This is a genomic window from Prosthecobacter sp., assembly GCF_044222565.1.
GTDB lineage: Bacteria > Verrucomicrobiota > Verrucomicrobiia > Verrucomicrobiales > Verrucomicrobiaceae > Prosthecobacter.
Genome location: NZ_JBGANA010000003.1, coordinates 454324 through 471174, shown reverse-complemented (window position 1 = coordinate 471174; position 16851 = coordinate 454324). Strand labels below are relative to the sequence as shown.

The 16851-nt window shown below is 60.1% G+C and carries 16 protein-coding genes; 10 read left to right on the top strand and 6 right to left on the bottom strand.

Annotated features, from left to right (window positions below):
* Nucleotides 1-66 precede the first annotated feature (66 nt).
* The 3 genes from ACILSR_RS06330 (at nucleotide 67) to ACILSR_RS06320 (ending at nucleotide 1925) form a co-directional block, all read left to right on the top strand.
* Nucleotides 67-561, top strand: a complete 495-nt coding sequence (locus ACILSR_RS06330) for a hypothetical protein (RefSeq protein WP_395748888.1) — start codon at nucleotides 67-69, stop codon at nucleotides 559-561.
* Between the two features lie 90 nt (nucleotides 562-651).
* Entirely contained in the window at nucleotides 652-903 is a 252-nt protein-coding gene (locus ACILSR_RS06325; RefSeq protein ID WP_395748887.1) for a hypothetical protein, read from the top strand.
* 122 nt (nucleotides 904-1025) lie between these two features.
* Entirely contained in the window at nucleotides 1026-1925 is a 900-nt protein-coding gene (locus tag ACILSR_RS06320; RefSeq protein ID WP_395748886.1) for a YihY/virulence factor BrkB family protein, read from the top strand.
* A gap of 449 nt (nucleotides 1926-2374) precedes the next feature.
* Here the strand turns inward: ACILSR_RS06320 and ACILSR_RS06315 are convergent, their stop codons facing one another.
* The 5 genes from ACILSR_RS06315 to ACILSR_RS06295 all read right to left on the bottom strand — a co-directional run bounded on the left by ACILSR_RS06315 (nucleotide 2375) and on the right by ACILSR_RS06295 (nucleotide 6457).
* Nucleotides 2375-2896 carry a DUF4142 domain-containing protein gene (locus ACILSR_RS06315; protein WP_395748885.1) on the bottom strand — a complete coding sequence of 174 codons (522 nt, stop codon included), beginning with the start codon at nucleotides 2894-2896 and terminating at the stop codon, nucleotides 2375-2377.
* Between the two features lie 505 nt (nucleotides 2897-3401).
* Nucleotides 3402-4124, bottom strand: coding sequence for a response regulator (locus tag ACILSR_RS06310; RefSeq protein WP_395748884.1), 723 nt, complete (start codon nucleotides 4122-4124; stop codon nucleotides 3402-3404).
* Between the two features lie 885 nt (nucleotides 4125-5009).
* The gene (locus tag ACILSR_RS06305; protein WP_395748883.1) at nucleotides 5010-5252 is read right to left on the bottom strand and encodes a hypothetical protein; all 243 of its coding nucleotides are present in this window, start codon (nucleotides 5250-5252) and stop codon (nucleotides 5010-5012) included.
* A 32-nt stretch (nucleotides 5253-5284) separates the two neighbouring features.
* On the bottom strand, nucleotides 5285-5602 hold the full coding sequence (locus tag ACILSR_RS06300) for a DUF2934 domain-containing protein (protein ID WP_395748882.1): 318 nt from the start codon (nucleotides 5600-5602) through the stop codon (nucleotides 5285-5287).
* 348 nt (nucleotides 5603-5950) lie between these two features.
* Nucleotides 5951-6457, bottom strand: coding sequence for a ferritin-like domain-containing protein (locus tag ACILSR_RS06295; RefSeq protein ID WP_395748881.1), 507 nt, complete (start codon nucleotides 6455-6457; stop codon nucleotides 5951-5953).
* A gap of 325 nt (nucleotides 6458-6782) precedes the next feature.
* On the opposite strand from ACILSR_RS06295, the gene ACILSR_RS06290 reads away from it, so the two are divergent.
* Nucleotides 6783-7175, top strand: a complete 393-nt coding sequence (locus ACILSR_RS06290) for a transposase (protein ID WP_395748880.1) — start codon at nucleotides 6783-6785, stop codon at nucleotides 7173-7175.
* Nucleotides 7172-8005 (top strand): IS3 family transposase, encoded by an 834-nt coding sequence (locus ACILSR_RS06285; protein ID WP_395748879.1) that lies wholly within the window; start codon nucleotides 7172-7174, stop codon nucleotides 8003-8005. The genes ACILSR_RS06290 and ACILSR_RS06285 overlap by 4 nt, the downstream gene beginning before the upstream one ends.
* Before the next feature lie 174 nt (nucleotides 8006-8179).
* Here ACILSR_RS06285 and glgX read toward each other — a convergent pair whose 3' ends face one another.
* Nucleotides 8180-10312, bottom strand: coding sequence for a glycogen debranching protein GlgX (gene glgX / locus ACILSR_RS06280; RefSeq protein WP_395748878.1), 2133 nt, complete (start codon nucleotides 10310-10312; stop codon nucleotides 8180-8182).
* 209 nt (nucleotides 10313-10521) lie between these two features.
* Here glgX and ACILSR_RS06275 point away from each other — a divergent pair, with 209 nt between their 5' ends.
* The 5 genes from ACILSR_RS06275 (at nucleotide 10522) to treY (ending at nucleotide 16675) form a co-directional block, all read left to right on the top strand.
* On the top strand, nucleotides 10522-11169 hold the full coding sequence (locus ACILSR_RS06275) for an SOS response-associated peptidase (protein ID WP_395748877.1): 648 nt from the start codon (nucleotides 10522-10524) through the stop codon (nucleotides 11167-11169).
* A 182-nt stretch (nucleotides 11170-11351) separates the two neighbouring features.
* Nucleotides 11352-12944 (top strand): response regulator, encoded by a 1593-nt coding sequence (locus ACILSR_RS06270; RefSeq protein WP_395748876.1) that lies wholly within the window; start codon nucleotides 11352-11354, stop codon nucleotides 12942-12944.
* A 19-nt stretch (nucleotides 12945-12963) separates the two neighbouring features.
* Nucleotides 12964-13275 carry a hypothetical protein gene (locus ACILSR_RS06265; protein ID WP_395748875.1) on the top strand — a complete coding sequence of 104 codons (312 nt, stop codon included), beginning with the start codon at nucleotides 12964-12966 and terminating at the stop codon, nucleotides 13273-13275.
* Nucleotides 13276-13319: 44 nt separating this feature from the next.
* Entirely contained in the window at nucleotides 13320-13763 is a 444-nt protein-coding gene (locus ACILSR_RS06260) for a universal stress protein (RefSeq protein WP_395748874.1), read from the top strand.
* A gap of 125 nt (nucleotides 13764-13888) precedes the next feature.
* The gene (treY, locus tag ACILSR_RS06255; protein ID WP_395748873.1) at nucleotides 13889-16675 is read left to right on the top strand and encodes a malto-oligosyltrehalose synthase; all 2787 of its coding nucleotides are present in this window, start codon (nucleotides 13889-13891) and stop codon (nucleotides 16673-16675) included.
* The last annotated feature ends 176 nt before the right edge of the window (nucleotides 16676-16851 follow it).

Sequence of the window (16851 nt, the reverse complement as noted above, 5' to 3'; positions counted from 1 at the left end):
TCAGATGCTGTGGAAAGGGAGGGACGTACACGACCAGGGGGCAGGTGGGAGACGATTTGTAGGGTGATGAAACCGGAACTTACCTTCACACACCGTGCTGATCTGATCGATCTGGCGTCGTTTGATGATCCCAAGGCGGTGGAACCTTGTTGTGTGCATCTGATTGACCATGGGATCGATCCGGAGGTGTATGATGAGAGCGACGTGCAGTCGTTTGTGTTTTTCACGAAGCCACGGGCGAACGTAAAGCTGCAGGTGAAGGAGGAGGATTATGCGGAGGCGGTGGAGCAGCTGATCGAGTTTGAGCAGCAGCACCCGGAGATGGCGTCCTCGATTTATTCGTGCCCTGAATGCGGATCGTTTGCGGTGGAGTATCCGCAGTTTTCACGGAAATTTATGACACCGCTGTTTTTGGAGTGGCTGAGCAACCTGGGGCTGTTCAAGAAGCAGTGCTACTGCCGCAAGTGCCACGCGATGTGGCTGCCCTCTGCACGACGCGGAGCGATCAATCCACGACATCTGGGGGCGCATACGGACATGCTGGTGCCGCCGCCGGCATGAGGCTCTGATTTTTGCCACGGGGCCGTGGCCGGAGTGAGTGCTGAGACCGGCTCTGAAATGAAAAGAAAAGATACTAACTTCCTTTAAACCATGAACCTTCGGATGACTCCCAACTACCGCCGCAGCACCGAAATGGAGGCTGAGGCAATGATCAATGAGGGCGGAGCGATCCGCCAGCCGAGCATGCGGGAGGCGGACCGGGCGCTGGCGCACCTGCGAGCGCCGGGTGCGCGGCCGTTCTGGGTGAAGTATCTGCCGAGCCCGGTGACGGTGTTTTTCGCGAGCTTTGCGACGAGCCTGGTGATCGCACTGCTGGTCAACCGGCCGCATGAAAAAGCATGATGGGCGGGAAGACCAAGCAAGATGAGGTCCCGACGACGAATGGCGCCGCGGAGTGGGTGCAACGATGGATGGAGCGGAGAGGGAGACCGAGAATGCCGATGCGAATTTCTGAGGCTTTTTTTGTGAAGCACCGGCTGCTGGGCTGGCTGAGGCGGGTGTGGCGGATGTTCTGGGCGGCGGGGATGAAATTTCTGGCGATCGACGGAGATCAGCAGGCGGCGGCGTTTGCGTATTATGCGTTCTTTGCGCTGTTTCCGCTGATCCTGCTGTTTGTGACCGTGGGGTCGCAGGTCTGGGACCATGACACGGTGGTGAAGTATCTGATCGAGAACCTGGGGCAGTACACGCCTTTTGACAGTGCGGACCGGAGCAAGGTGGAGGCGGCGATCCATGGGATCGTGGATGTGCGCGGGGGTGTGAGCGCACTGGCGATGGTGGGGCTGATCTGGAGCGCCTCGCGCTTTTTTCACACGATGGTGCGGGGCGTGAACCGTGCGTGGGACACGATCGAATATCCGTGGTGGCAGCTGCCGCTGCACAGCCTGATGATGCTGCTGCTGGTGGCGAGCGCGCTGTTTCTGGGGGTGCTGGTGCCGCTGGTGGTGGGATACATCCGGCGGACGATGATGCTGCATGACGAGGCGGTGGGGAGCACGTTTGAGGTGATTCTGCTGCTGGTGCCGACGCTGCTGCTGTTTTACGGGCTGAGCATGCTGTACAAGTTTTCGCCGCGGCGGCGAACGGTTTTCAGGGAGGTGGCATTTGCGGCACTGCTGACGACGGTGCTGCTGCAGGTGTGCCGGGGGCTGTTTGAGCGGTATGTGTATGAACTGAGCAATTTTAACACGGTGTACGGGGCGTTTGCGGTGGTGGTGGTGCTGCTGATGTGGATCTACCTTTCAGGGGTGATTATCATTTACGGGGGATGCCTGTGTGCGGCGCAGGCGCGGGTGTTTGGCGGTGCGAGGAGATATGCGGTGGCGCATGTGAGAGGGCTTGCGCATGGGCAGAGGAGGCGGTGAGGACTGGATGCTGGATGCTGGATGCTGGATGCTGGATGCTGGATGCTGGATGCTGGATGCTGGATGCTGGATGCTGGATGCTGGATGCTGGGCCGTGTTTGAAAACCTGTTGCAACGCTGCGAGCCAAATCACTTTTTGGAGCGCATGCGCTGCGGTTGTTTAAGCTGGTTTTCAGACATGGCCTTGGCGTGGGAGGTCAGACGCGCGGAGACCTGTCTTTGATGGTAAAAGATGGATGGTAAAAGATTTCCGGAATGTGGATTGGGGCGTGAAGGAGTCGGGGCTGGTTTGGGATGAGGCGGGGTGCTCCAGGGGAGGGACGAGTGGGGTATGCGCCAGACCAGGAGCGGATAGGATGTGGTTGTTTGTGTTGTGAATTGAAAACAAGAAAACCCGTCCGGTGAGGGACGGGTTTTCGAGGATTGAAAGGGTTTGGGGAGCGGAGGAATTATTTGCCGGCGAGCTCTTTGACCTTGTCGAGGTGGGCGCGGAGGGTTGGGAGGGTCTTGGTGGCCCAGGATTTCACATCGGCATCTTCGGCGTTCTTTTCGGCGTCTTCGAAGTTGGAGATGCAAGCCTTGTGGTCTTTTTCAAGCTGCTTGAGGAAGGCTTTGTCGAAGTCTTTGCCGCTGACTTTTTCGAGGTCTTCGAAAGCTTTGGCGGCCTTGGGAGTGATGACGGCGGAGAGCTGGACTTTTTTGGACTCGGCGAGGGAAGTGAGCTCGGCGTTCGCCTTGGTGTGGTCCGCGACGAGCATGGTGGCGAGGTCTTTGACGTCGGTGCGCTCGGCCTTCTGGGTGCCGAGGGTGGCAATCTTGACTTCAGCCATGCCATCGGCGCCGGCCATCTTGACGAATTTTTCGTCCGAGGCTTTGAGGCCGGAAGCGGTGTCAGCGGCGACGAGGGAGGTGAAGTTTCCTACTGCTGCGATGGCGAGCAGGAGGGCGAAGGTGATGGGATTCGATTTCATGGTGTTTTTTTGAGGTTTGGGGTTGGCGAGGGGTTTGTTTAATTGATGAACTCCTCTCCGAATTGCATCGGTGGCACCAAGCCGGGTGGATGTGCGATCAGCGGAAGGTGAAAATGGCGCTGATGAAAGGCGAGAGGGGCGCTTTACTGGGGAAAACGATGAAATCGGGAAAGGAAGAGAGGTGTTTCTCGATGAGGGCCTGATGGGGGGATCAGGGGGTGGGTGGATGCTTTTGATGAATGCCGGAGAGATGATGGCGTGGTGGAAATTCTTGGTGCGAGGGATCGTTTGGGAGCTGGCGGAGAGGCGGGCCGATGCGGAGCGAGTGCCGGGGACGACAAGATGTCGGCGCTACCAGCACGGAGGAGGGGGCGATGGACGGTGGGAGAGCGTGTGGGATCAGGATGATCCCACTCCTGCCAGAGTGGCTGCGTGGAGTGCTTTTTCTGGAGGAGGTACAGGCTCCAGAGGAAGTAATGAACGGAGCGGGATAGCGCGAGGCGAATCAGAGATTGGCTTCGCGGTTTACCCATTCGACGGCGGCGCGGACGAGCTCGGGGGCGGTCTTCAGGTGGAGCTTTTCTTTGATGTGCGCGCGGTGGGTCTCGACAGTTTTGACGCTGAGGAAAAGGGTGCGGGCGATCTCGCGGGTGCCGCGGCCTTCGCCGACGGCACGAAAGATTTCCAGCTCACGGTCGCTGAGCTGCTCGACGGCAGAGGTGCCGGGCTCGGAGGGACGACCGGTGAGGAAGGTATCGAGGAGGCGGCCGCCAATGGCTTCGGAGAGGTAGAGGCCGCCGCTGAGGACGCGGCGGATGGCCTCGATGACTTTGTCCGAGGAGGCGGCCTTCATGACGTACCCACGGGCGCCGGCGCGGAGGGCGCGCTCGGCGTAGATGGATTCATCATGCATGGAGATCATGAGCGCGGGAAGCTGGGGGTGGACGGCGCGGATGGATTTCATGAGCTCGATGCCGTTGGTGCCCTGAATGGAGATGTCGAGGGTGACGATGTCGGGCTTGAGCTGGTCCACGGCACCGAGGGCCTGGGCGGCGGAGCAGATCTCCCCGCAGACTTCGAGGTCCGCCTCGTGATTGATGAGCTGGATGATGCCATTGCGAAAGATGGGATGGTCATCCACGATCAGAACCCGGCGTTTGTCCGGTACGGCAGCAGACGGCTGCACGGCGGATTTTTGAGCGGGGGACTTTGAAGAAGCTTTCGCCATGGTGTGCAGAGTGGAGGCCAAAAGGAGACAGGATGCAAGGTGGCAATGCTCAATTTGGAAGCGGGAAAGATTGGGTGGAGAGAGGCGCGATGGGTGGTGGGGTGGTTTTCAGATGAGTGGCTCGGTGACCTAGGGCGGCGATAGGGCGGCCCTCCGAGCCTTGAGGGAGGTGGTTAGAGAGATGTGAGGGGGAAGTGTGGTGTGGAGTAGAGTTTGGAACTTTCTCGACGGGTTTCGGAAAATACGGGGAGGCCAAGGGCTTCGAAGGCAGGGGGCCGTCCGAGGGTGTGAAGACGGCGAACCTATTGGAGAGCCTGAGAGGGGATAAACCCGAAATTTGGGACCCGACGCAGCGGTTTCCTACCAGGGGCTGTGGCTGTGCCTTGCCTGTATTATTGAGGATCGCGCAATCGGCTGACAGGCAGGGAGCGCATGCGCATGGAGGAGCTGGAGCGTTGCGTGCGGCGGAGACACATGCTGCCTGCTTCGGCGTGGCGGGAGGACGCTGCTGGGGGACGCGGTGTGTGAAGAAGGCGCTGGCTTTGCTGCCCTGCTGCTGGTGCTGAACCCAGGGCGGCGCTCGCCGAGGCTCGCTGGCCCTGGGCTACGCTAGGCCGCACCTTCGGTGCTAAAAGCTGGAGGCAAAGCCGACGATAACCCGACTTTATCAAGTGCCACGTCAGTCTATTGTGCAACTCTCAATAGGTGCCGGTTTTGCTGGCGACGTAGGACCATCAACTGAGTGGCATTGGGTGCCTGGAGGGTGCCGGGAAGAAGGGCACTCAGTTGATGGCGTTTGTTTACAGCGATGATGGGAGGTGCAGCCAAAAAGGATGGTTGCAGAACGGATGGTGGAGGAGCGCGGCGGATGCCGCGCCTGGGTGATCAGGCCATGACTGCGGTGAGGCCGATGGCGTTGTCCCGAGGGCCGGACCAATCGAGACGGTGACCGACGATGCACGGCGGGAGGTCATTGGCCTGGTAGAGGGATTTGAGCCCGCAGAGAACGCCGAGGCTGACGCGACCGTCCGCGAGAGACTGGGAGTTGAGCAGGCATTGGGCGCACATTGCGGTGCCTTTCCAAGGGCAGGCCCAGGAACAAGGCTTTAGCGTATGGCTGGTGGACATAGGGTTGGGAGGGGGTGGGGATTGGAGTCAGGCTAAGGGATGAAAGCGGCGGGTTCGTTGCGGGTGATTTCCTGCTCTGCCTGCGTCCAGTTGTGCTCGTGGGTGCCTTCTGGGCAGCCCTGCTGCTGCCAGATGTCGTAGGCGCGCGCGGCGATCTGATCCTGCAGGGAGGGAACGAGAGAGTTTTCACCCGAGGATGCGTGGGCAGATCCGGCCACGGGGGCATGGGAAGCAGCGGCTGCGGGCGTGCGTGAAGAGACGCCGTTGAGTGGTTTGGCAGCGGGAGCTTTTCTGGTGATGGAGGCTGCCTTTTTGACAGGTGCGGGTTTGGTTGGAGAAGACGTTTTCATGGGGTGACTGGGCGTGAGTGTGCGCGTCTTATTCAAATTCAGCAATCAGGAGGGGTCCTGCTTGTGGAGTCAGGCAAACCCTGATGGTGTGGCGGAACGGATTAGGGCGATCCATTTATGATTTGTGATTTATGATTTATGATTTGAGGAGAATGCGGATTTTGGGGACGAAAATGGCGCCTGTTTTTTTCGGGAAGCGTGGAGAAAACGAGCGGAAAGTTTTTTTACGGGATGGCAGCGAATGGTGGGTCAGGTGGTGGGAGTAAATCTTTAAAACGAAAAAGGGCGTGAGAGCCGGGTGGCTCCCACGCCCCGTTGGGGGGCTTCAGGCTGGGGGGAAAGGGGAGACTATTCCGCGGCGACAAGGTCGGCGGCTTCGACGTTGACGGAGGTTTCGGCGAGTTCGGTGAGTTTCTCGTCGGTGGCGCGCTCTTCGTCGAGGGTCTCATTGAGGAGGCGGACGGTGTCGCCATAGCCGAGGCATTCGGCGATGGCGCGGGCGGTGCCGTAGGCTGCGATTTCATAGTGCTCGACGCGCTGGGCTGCACCGATGAGGGCGGCGTCGCGAATGACGTCTTCGGCGTCTTCGCTGATGAGTTCGCTTCCTTCTTCGATAAGGCCTTCCATGGCTTTGCAGCGATGGCCAGCGAGCTTGCAGCCGAGGGTCTCGGCGATCTCTTCGAGGCGGGTGACGTGGTTTTTGGTCTGCGCGAGATGCTCTTCAAATCCAGCGCGGAGCTGCTCATTGGTGGCGGCCTTGGCCATCTTTGGGAGGGCTTTGACGAGCTGGTTTTCGGCGCTGTAGAGGTCCTTGAGTTCGTGAACGAGGAGGTCCTGGAGGGATTCGAGTTTCATGGTGGGTCGTGGTGTGGGGTGGTTTGCGTTAGCGCGGAGATTTCGGCGGCTGGAAGGGGGATGGCTGTCAGGGCTGTGGATGATCGTGGAGATGAGATGCCCTAGGGGATGAGGCGTGTGATTTATGATTTTCCAAAAGAGAAGGGCGGGAATTGAGCCGGCCGCAAAAACACGCAAAGGGTCGCAAAAAGTGCATGTGGGGAACGGGTTTATTAAAAACGCCGAGATCCAGGGTGAGGAGCCGGCCATTTTTTGAGGGGACACTCAAAGTGAGCCTTCTTCGTTAATGCGGACAGCAAAAGTTTGGTCATAACCCAAGACCGACATGAACAAAACAGCCAAGACCAAGGCCAAGACGAAGCGCGCTTTTGATGAACAGTTCAAGCTCGACGCAGTCGCGCTGCTGGAGGGCGGTAGGAAGATCGCCCAGCTCGCCCGTGACCTCAACATCTCCCACTGGAACCTGCGCGACTGGAAACGACGCTACGGCGCTGGAGCCGCCGTAGAGAGCCAGCCTTCGGCGCGCAGCGCCAGGCTGGCGAGCGCAGGCGGCTCCAGCGCCGTAGCAGCCGCCGTGGAACTCGCCGCCATGCGCCGCGAACTCGATGCCGTGCGCGCCCAGAATGACATTTTAAAAAAAGCCTTGGCCATAGTAGCCCAGCAAGAATCCAGCGCTACGCCCTCATCCAAAGCCTCCACCACGACCAGCCGCGCATGAACCTCTCCCTTGCCTGCAAGACCCTTGGCGTCAGCCGCAGCGGCTATCATGCCCACCTGCACAAGGAGCACCGTCCACGCCGCATCCAGGACGCACAGCTCGTCGATGAGATCCGCACTGCCTTCACCGCCAGCCGGCGCACCTACGGCTCCCCGCGGCTGATGCACAGCCTGCGCCGCAAAGGGCTCAGACACGGCAAAAACCGCATCACCAGGATCATGCGCCAGCAGCAGCTGCGCGTGTTGCAAAAGCGCCGCTTCATTCCGCGCACCACCCTGGCAGACAAAGCCTCCCCTGTGGCTCCCAACCTCCTTCTCGAACGCCCCGCACCCACGCGCCCCGATGAAGTCTGGGTCACCGACATCACCTACCTGCCCACCGGCGAAGGCTGGCTCTACCTCTCCGCCGAGATGGACCTTTGCAGCCGCCGCATCCTCGGCTGGAGCACGCTCGACTCCCTAGACACCGCACTGCCCAGCCACGCCCTGGAACGTGCTTTGCAAACCCGCGGATCACGCCCTAACAACCTGCTCCATCACAGCGACCGCGGCTGCCAGTACACCAGCGCCGGGTTCCGTCGCAGCCTTCATCTGCGCGGCATCACCCAGAGCATGAGCCGCAAGGCCAACTGCTACGACAACGCTTCGATGGAATCGTTCTGGGCCACCCTCAAAGCCGAGTGCTTCGGCTCCACCGTTCCCACCACACGATCCCAAGCCCGCTCCATGGTCTTCGACTACATTGAAACCTTCTACAACCCCGTGCGTCTCCACAGCGCCCTGGGCTTCCAATCTCCTGTGGACTTCGAAAACTCAATCCAAAACAACTAACCCTACTTTCCGCGTCCTCATTTTCGAAGAAAGATCAAAGAGTGTCTTCTGCCCTCCTCCCCAGAGGGTGGCTTGGAGCGGAGTGCGACCGGGCGGGGAGAGGGGGAACGCTTTCTGGCCGTGATGGGTAAAGGGACTGAGGCGGAATTCTTCCTGCTGGTATTTTCTTTCACTTTATGCTATGCGGCGGAGCAGGAGGAAGGAGCGTTCAGTGAGGGTGATCCTGGAGGAGGCTTCGTGCTCGGCGGGAGTGTCGAGAAAGCCGGTCTCTAGGGTGGTATCGAGGACCAGGGACCAGCGGGTGGCACCGTGATCCGGGAGGATGAAGTCCACGGGCATGTGGGAGGCATTGAGGAGCATGAGGAAGGTGTCGTCATGCATGGGGGCGCCGTGCCAGTCGCGGACGTCATGGGAGTCTCCCCAGAGAAGGACGCCGAGGGTTTTGACGAAGTGGGTGCCCCATTCCTCGTCGCTCATTTCCTGGCCGGCGGGATTGAGCCACATGATGTCTTTGACGCCTGCGCCGCGCACTTTGCGGCCGTAGAAAAACTTGGGCCGACGGAAGGTGGGGTGCTCGCGGCGGAGGGAGATGAGGCGGCGGGTAAAATCCGTGAGTGCCATTTCATCGGGTGTGCGGTCCCATTTGAACCAGCTGATCTCATTGTCCTGGCAGTAGGCGTTGTTGTTGCCATGCTGCGTGCGGCCGTATTCATCCCCACCACAGAGCATGGGGACGCCCTGGGAAAGCATGAGTGTGGCGAGGAAATTGCGGAGCTGGCGGCGGCGAAGAGCATTGATGGCAGGGTCGTCCGTGGGGCCTTCTGCGCCGCAGTTCCAGGAGTGGTTGTTGCTGTCGCCGTCGTTGTTGTTTTCGCCGTTGGCCTCATTGTGCTTGTCGTTGTAGCTGACGAGGTCGTGAAGGGTGAAGCCGTCGTGGGCGGTGATGAAATTGATGCTGGAGTAGGGACGGCGGCCGTCGTCCTGATAGAGATCGCTGGAGCCGGTGAGGCGTGCGGCGAGTTCGCCGACCTGGGAGTCGTCTCCTTTCCAATAGGCGCGGACGCAGTCGCGGTATTTGCCGTTCCATTCGGCCCAGCCGACGGGGAAATTACCAACCTGATAGCCGCCTTCGCCGACGTCCCATGGCTCGGCAATGAGCTTAACGCGCTGAAGGACGGGGTCTTGATGGATGATGTCGAAGAAGCCGCCGAGCTTGTCCACTTCATGGAGGCCGCGGGCGAGGGTGGAGGCGAGGTCAAAGCGGAAGCCGTCCACGTGGCACTCCGTGGTGAAATAGCGCAGGGAGTCCATGACGAGCTGGAGCACCTTGGGATTGCGCATGTTGAGGGTGTTGCCCGTGCCGGTGTAGTCCATGTAATGGCGGGGCGAGTCGCCCACGAGGCGGTAGTAGCTGGCGTTGTCGATGCCTTTGAAGGACATGGTAGGACCGAGGTGATTGCCTTCGGCGGTGTGATTGTACACGACATCCAGGATGACCTCGATGCCGGCGGCGTGGAGGTTTTTGACCATCTGCTTGAACTCGGTAACCTGCTGACCTGCGGTGCCAGCGGAGGCGTAACGGGACTCAGGCGCGAAGTAGCCGATGGAGGAGTAGCCCCAGTAGTTGGCGAGGCCACGGCCTTCGAGAAAGCTGTCGTTCACAAAATGGTGAACGGGCTGGAGCTCGATGGCGGTGACGCCGAGGCGGCGGAAGTAGGCGATGGCGGCACGGGAGCCGAGACCGGCATAGGTGCCGCGCTGCCTGGCGGGGAGAACGGACCAGAGCTTTGAGAAACCTTTGACGTGAACTTCGTAGATGACGGTCTCAGCCATGGGGCGGTCGATGCGGCGGTCTCCGGTCCAGTCGAACTTGTCATCAATGACGACGCAGCGCGGCATGAGGGAGGCGTTGTCGCGCTTGTCCATTTCGAAATCTTCATTGCCGCCGATGCGATAGGAGAACATTTCATCCTTCCACTTGAAGCCGCCGGTGAGGGCCTTGGCATAGGGATCGAGGAGGAGCTTGAAACGATTGAAGCGATGGCCTTCCTCGGGCTTCCAGGGGCCGTGGACGCGATAGGCGTAGAGGGCGCCAGGGCGGACGTCATTGAGGTAACCATGGAATACATGGTCGGTCTTCTCGCGCAGTTGCTTGCGCATGATCTCGCGCTGCGGGTCCTGGGGATCGAAGAGGCAGAGCTCGACCTTTTGAGCGTTGGCGCTGAAGAGGGCGAAGTTTGTGCCTATGCCGTCCCAAGTGGCGCCGAGAGGATAGGGATGGCCTTGTCTAACTCGGAGGGAATTCATGTGCCACGAAATCGCATGTCGTGGGATGAACGGATGTAACGATCAGGAAGCGACGGTGGAGCAGTGAAGATGGCGGCGAGCGGGAAGAATCGGCGGCGGCGGGGCGGGCGGACTGGTGAGATTTGGATTTCTTTTTCCAACAGGGAGAAATTTTGCGAAGGGAAAGAAGTCCGTGGGTGTCCAAGCATTCGAAACTACCATGGGATGCCATGAACACACGTTATACGATTTCCACGGGAAGCGTGGCGAAGGCCGCGCGAAGACTGCTGCTGGAGCAGCCGGACATGCATGAGAACCGCCACCATGCGCCGATGCGAGCGGGGCCGGTGGTAAGAGCGCAAGGAGAAAAGCCGGCGGAGATCGAGATGATGCGCTGGGGGATCACGCTGAGGTGGCTGCCGCGGCCACTGATCACTGCAAGGGCGGAAACGATCACTGAGAAGCCGAGCTGCAGGGGGACATTTGAAAGCTCGCGCTGCCTGGTGATCGCCGAATCATTTTATGAATGGCATGCCGGTGAGAGGGGGGATGAGGTGACGGAATACCGCCTGCCGTATGATGAGCCGATGGTGTTTGCGGGGATCTGGGCGAGGCTGCCGCAAGGCAAGGGAGGAAGCACGGAGGGCTATGCGGTCCTGACGACGCGGGCCAACGAAATGGTGCGCCAAGGCCAGGAGCGAATGCCGGTGATATTGCGGCCGGCGGACTGGCACCGCTGGCTGGCGCCAACATCCAACCCGAAGGAACTGGGGTACCTGCTTCAGCCATGGACAGGAACACTGACGGCCCACCGGACGAGGCTGGGGCGCACGCTGGAAGAGGAAGCGTGGCACCCGCGAGAAGGAGGAATGGTGTGAGCCTGAAGGCACCTTTCTATCCTCCCTGCAGGGGTGGCGGGAGTTCAGGATGCGCCCCTGCGGAGACGTCAGATAAAAATGGAATGGCAGAAGCACAAAGCCGGGAGGCGGATGAGGGACGAATGAAAGGTGTGAGGGGCGATGCCGGAGATGAACTCCGGAGCGCCAAACAACCCAACTCCATGCAGGAAAGAACTTTACTGATAATCGACGGGGATGCTGAGGATCGCGGCAATGTGATCGGTCACCTCCGCTGCGATTCGAACTTCGCGTACACCGTGCTGGAAGCTGACACGATCGGCGCGGCGCTGAAAATGCTGACAGGCAGGAAGCCAGACTGCGTAGTGCTGTGCCAGCAGGTGGCGGACGGTAGTGCTCTGGATTTTTTGCGGGCGGTAACGGATGCGCAAGGAAAGCTCCCCTTCCCCGTGATCGTGCTGACGGCGGGAGGCGGCCAGGAAACGGCCGTGGCGCTGATGAAAGCCGGCGCCTTGGACTGCCTTGTGAAGACAAACGCCACCGCGGATGCGGTCCGACTGGCGGTGAACAACGCCATCTATCAGGTGCGGGTGGAACGGCGGATGGAAGAGCAGCAGCAGGAACTGAAGCGGCTGTATGCGGAGTCCAGCGTGCACAATGAAGAGCTGCGGGCGGCGAATTCAGCGAAGGATGATTTTCTGGCGATGCTCAGCCATGAGCTGCGGACGCCACTGACGCCGGTATTATCCCTGGTGTCTGCGACGAGCGGCGACAGCACGCTGACGCCGGCGCTGCGGGAGACGTTTGCCGTGATCCAGCGAAACGTGGAGCTGGAGGCGAGGCTCATCGATGATCTGCTGGATCTAACGCAGATTTCCAGCGGGCGGCTGAAGATTGAAAAGAATCCGGTGGACATTCACCGCTGCATCGAGGGAGCGCTGGAGATCTGCCAGGAGGGCCTTGAGGAGAAGAGGATCCAACTGAGCTGCAAGCTGGAGGCGGAAAACCCGATGGTGATGGGTGAATCCGCGAGGCTGAACCAAGTGTTCTGGAATCTGCTGAAGAATGCAATCAAGTTTACCAAGCCGCACGGGCATGTGAACATCCGCACGGCGAATGATCATGACAGCGTGGTCATCGAGGTCAGCGATGACGGCCAGGGGATCGAACCTGAGCGGCTGCCGGGGGTGTTTGGGACGTTTCATCCGATCAAACCGAATCCGACGGCAACGGGGATAGGACTGGGGCTGGCGATCACGCGTGCGGTGGTGGAAGGACATGGCGGAACGATCCAGGCGGAGAGCCAGGGACCCAACAAGGGAGCGCTCTTCCGGATACGCATCCCGTCCTCCAAGGACAAACCTGCAGTGACGGACCCCGTGGTGCCGAACCAAGGTCAGACGGTGCGCGGCAAGAGCATCCTGGTGGTGGAAGACCATGATGACACCCGGCGAGCGCTGGCGCGGGTGCTGCAACGCAAGGGCTTTCAAGTGCGGGCGGCGGGCAGTGTGGCGGCGGCCTATGAGCAGTTTTCCATCGCCTCACCGGACCTCATGATCTGTGACATCGGGCTTTCTGACGGGACGGGATGGGACCTGATGAACAAGCTGCACCAACGCTGGCCGGTGCGGGCGATCGCAGTGAGCGGCTATGGCATGGAGCATGATTTGAAGAGGAGCCTGGACGCGGGTTTTTTGGAGCACCTGACGAAGCCGATCAACATCTCGAATCTGGAAACGATGATAGCGAAAACGCTTTCAAAGGAAAAGTCGAAGATCACACATGGAACTTCCTGAAACTCACCCGCACGCGGCCATGAAAACGATCAGTCTGCATGAGCTTGAAGAATGGCAGGAGCGCAACCGGCGCTATGCCTTGATCGATGTGCTGCCTAACGAGGTGGTGGAGCAGACGCAGCTGCCGGAGACGCGATGCCGTGATTTTGTGGAGAAAGTAAGATGCCTCGGCGTGGAGAACCATGAGGCGATCGTGCTGTATGAGACGAACACAGCCTGCATCGAAGCGGAGGAGGCGACGCAAGCACTGATGCGTGCGGGCTTTCGTGAGGTGTACCGCTTCGCAGGGCCGCGTGCGCCGTGCTACGCCGCGCAGCATGGGCCTCCCTGAGGAACAATTTATTTAAAGAAAGCAATGCAAACGAAAGGAACCCGATGAAAACGATTGTTGCGCTCGTGGACTTTACCGATGCCGCCTCCAAGGTGCTGAAACATGCCCAGATGCTGGCATCCGCCCTGGGCAGCCAGGTGGTGCTGCTGCATGTGACGCCGCTGGAGATCCCGGTGGCAACGTACGGAGCAGAGGTGCCGCCAATTCCGGTGGAGCCCTCTTTGGAAACGGTGCGCGAGGATGAGAGGCGCCTGGAGGAACTGCTGCGGAATCTCACCCAGGCGGGTGTGAGTGCAACGGCACGGCAGGCGAAGGGACCGCTGGCGGAGACAGTGATCAATCAAACCAACATGCTGCGAGCGGATCTGATCGTGATGGGGACGCACCATCACAGCGCGCTGTACCATTTTTTTATTGGCTCGATGACGGCGGATGTTTTGAAAGCGGCGACGATTCCGGTGCTGGTGGTGCCGTGTGACAAAGGATGAATCATGAAGAATGAAAACCGGCAAGCACCGGACGCCATGCTGCAAAGATGTAAACCGAACGCTGAGCTTTGAATAAAGGAGGAGAGATGCGGCCAGGAGGGTGATTGGGGGCGAATCATGGAAACATGAGTGTGATACCGACGGCTACTTACCGACTGCAATTCCAACGTTGTTTTACTTTTTCCCAGGCGAAGGAAGTGGTGCATTATCTGGCGCGGCTGGGGATCAGCCATGTGTACGCCTCTCCGTTTTTTCGGGCAGCGCCGGGAAGCACGCACGGGTATGATGTGTATGACCACAATGAGCTGAATCCGGAGATCGGGACACGGGAGGAGTTTGAGGCGTTTTCGGCAGAATTGAAAGCGCATGGACTGGGATTGATCGTGGATTTCGTGCCGAACCACATGGGGATCGAGCATGCGATGAATCCGTGGTGGCGTGATGTGCTGAAGAACGGACCCGCATCCGCCTATGCGCGATTTTTTGACATCGACTGGCAGCCGCTGAAGAGCGAGCTGACGGACAAGGTGCTGCTGCCGGTGCTGGGGGAGCAATATGGCAGAACACTGGAGGGAGGCGGCTTCAGACTGATGTTCGCGGATGGTGAGTTCACCATCCAGCATGACGAGTACAATCTGCCGCTGGCACCACGCACGACGCGCCCGCTGCTGCGGCAGGTGGTGACGAAACTGACGTCGGCACCGGCGGAGCTGGAGAGCATCCTGACAGCGATCGAACACCTGCCGCCGCGAACAGAGACGGATCCGGACCGGATCGCGGAGCGGGTGCGCGAGTGCGGGGTGATCCGTGAGCGGCTGAAGCGGCTGTGTGCAGAGGTGCCGGAGGTGGGAGAGGCGATCCTAGGCGTGGTGGCGGCGTGGAACGATCCTGAAGATGAGATGCATTTTGACCGGATGGACGAACTGCTGGGTGAGCAGTCTTACAGGCTGAGCTCGTGGCGGGTGGCTGCGGAGGAGATCAACTACCGGCGATTCTTTGATGTGAACACGCTGGCGGCGATCCGCATGGAGCTGCCGGAGGTGTTTGAGGCGACGCACCGGCTGCTGTTTGAACTGATTGACGCAGGGCATCTGTCGGGTGTAAGGATCGACCACATCGACGGGCTGGCGTATCCGAAGGAGTACCTGCAGCGGCTGCGCGAGCGCGGAGGCGATGGACTGTACCTGCTGGTGGAGAAGATTCTGGGAAGGGATGAGAAGCTGAGAGCGGACTGGCCGGTGCAAGGCACGACGGGGTATGAGTTTGCCAACCAACTGGTGCAGATGATGGTGCCGGCACAGAACGATGATGCGATAAGCGCGGCGTACGAGCGGCTGACAGGAGCGCATGCGGACTATGCGGAGATCGTGTACCGGAGCAAAAAGCTGGTGATGGAAAGCTCGATGGCGAGCGAGGTGAACGTGCTGGGGACGCTGCTGGACCGCATCTCTGAAAGCCACCGGTGGTACCGGGACTTTACGGTGAATGCGCTGACGATGGCGGTGAGGGAGGTGATCGCGTGCTTTCCTGTTTATCGGACGTATCTTGATCCGGCGCAGCCAGCAGACGAGACAGACCGGCGAGTGATCAGCCGGGCGCTGGCGCTGGCACGGCGGCGCAATCAAGCGCTGGAGCGGTCTGTGTTTGACTTTTTGCGGGATGTGCTGCTGCTGCCGAAGGACAATGCGCACCCAGTGGATGAGGAGCTGCGGCGGAAGTTTGTGCTGAAATTTCAGCAAAGCACCGGGCCCATCACAGCAAAGGGAGTGGAGGACACGGCATTTTATGTGTACAACCGGCTGGTGGCGCTGAACGAGGTGGGAGGGGAACCGGTGGCGGGAGGGGCGACGCTGGAGGCCTTTCACCGGCTGAACGAACAGCGGCAGGCGGCGCTGCCGCACTGCATGCTGACAACCTCAACGCATGACACGAAGCGCAGCGAGGACACGCGAGCGCGGGTGGCCGCGCTGGCGGAAATGCCGGAGGAATGGAGCCGCGCGGTGCGGCGGTGGCAGGTGATGAACCGGAAGCATCGCAGACTGATCGACGGTGAAGTGGCACCGGACGCAAACGAGGAATACCTGCTCTACCAGACGCTGGCAGGCGCATGGCCACTGGAGGGTCTGCACGAGGGAAACCGCGCGGAGTTTGTGCAGCGGATGCAGGACTACATGCTGAAGGCGGGGCATGAGGCGAAGGTGAACAGCAGCTGGATCGAGCCGAATGTGGCCTGGGATGGGGCGGTGAGCGATTTCATCGCGGAGATTCTGGCATCGGGCGGACGGAACCGTTTTCCGCAAAGCGTGGCACTGCTGGTGAGGGATGTGGAGCAGGCCGGCGCGATCAACTCTCTGACACAAACGGTGCTGAAGCTAACGTGTCCCGGGGTGCCGGACATTTACCAGGGCTGTGAGCTTTGGGACCTGAGCCTGGTGGATCCGGACAACCGGCGGGCTGTGGACTTCCCGCTACGGCAGCAACGGCTGGACGGCCTGGGACGCGCGACGCCGCAGATCCTGCTGGAGCACTGGCGCGACGGAAGGATCAAGATGCTCACGATTCACCAGCTGCTGAAACTGCGGAAAGAGAAGCCGACTCTGTTTACGCGAGGGAGTTATGCGGGCCTCACAGCGCGGGGTGTACATGCAGACAAGGTGGTGGCGTTTGAGCGGCGTGAGGGGGATGAGGTGATGCTGGTGATCGTGCCGAGGCATGCGGCGGAGCTGGGATTTCCGCCGGTGGGCGCGGTGTGGGGAGATACGGAGATCTCGGTGCCGCATGTGGATGAGGCAGGCGAAACGGTTTATCGGGATGTGTTTACGGGACGGGAGTTTCGGGAGGGAGCGCTGGGAGTGAAGGAGTTGCTGGGGGAGATGCCGTTCGGAGTGTTAGTGAGGGAGCGTGTGGATTAATGATTTTGTGATCTGAGGGCGAAGGGCGGGGTCAAGACGTGGGTGACTCTTCTCTTTTTGGCATGCGGACATAAATGAACATGGTAGATCCAGCGAAGGGATTGCGGGACCAGGATGGTCCCGCTCCTGCCTGAGTTTCACGCGTGTGGATGGGAGGAGAGGATTTGTCGTGATCT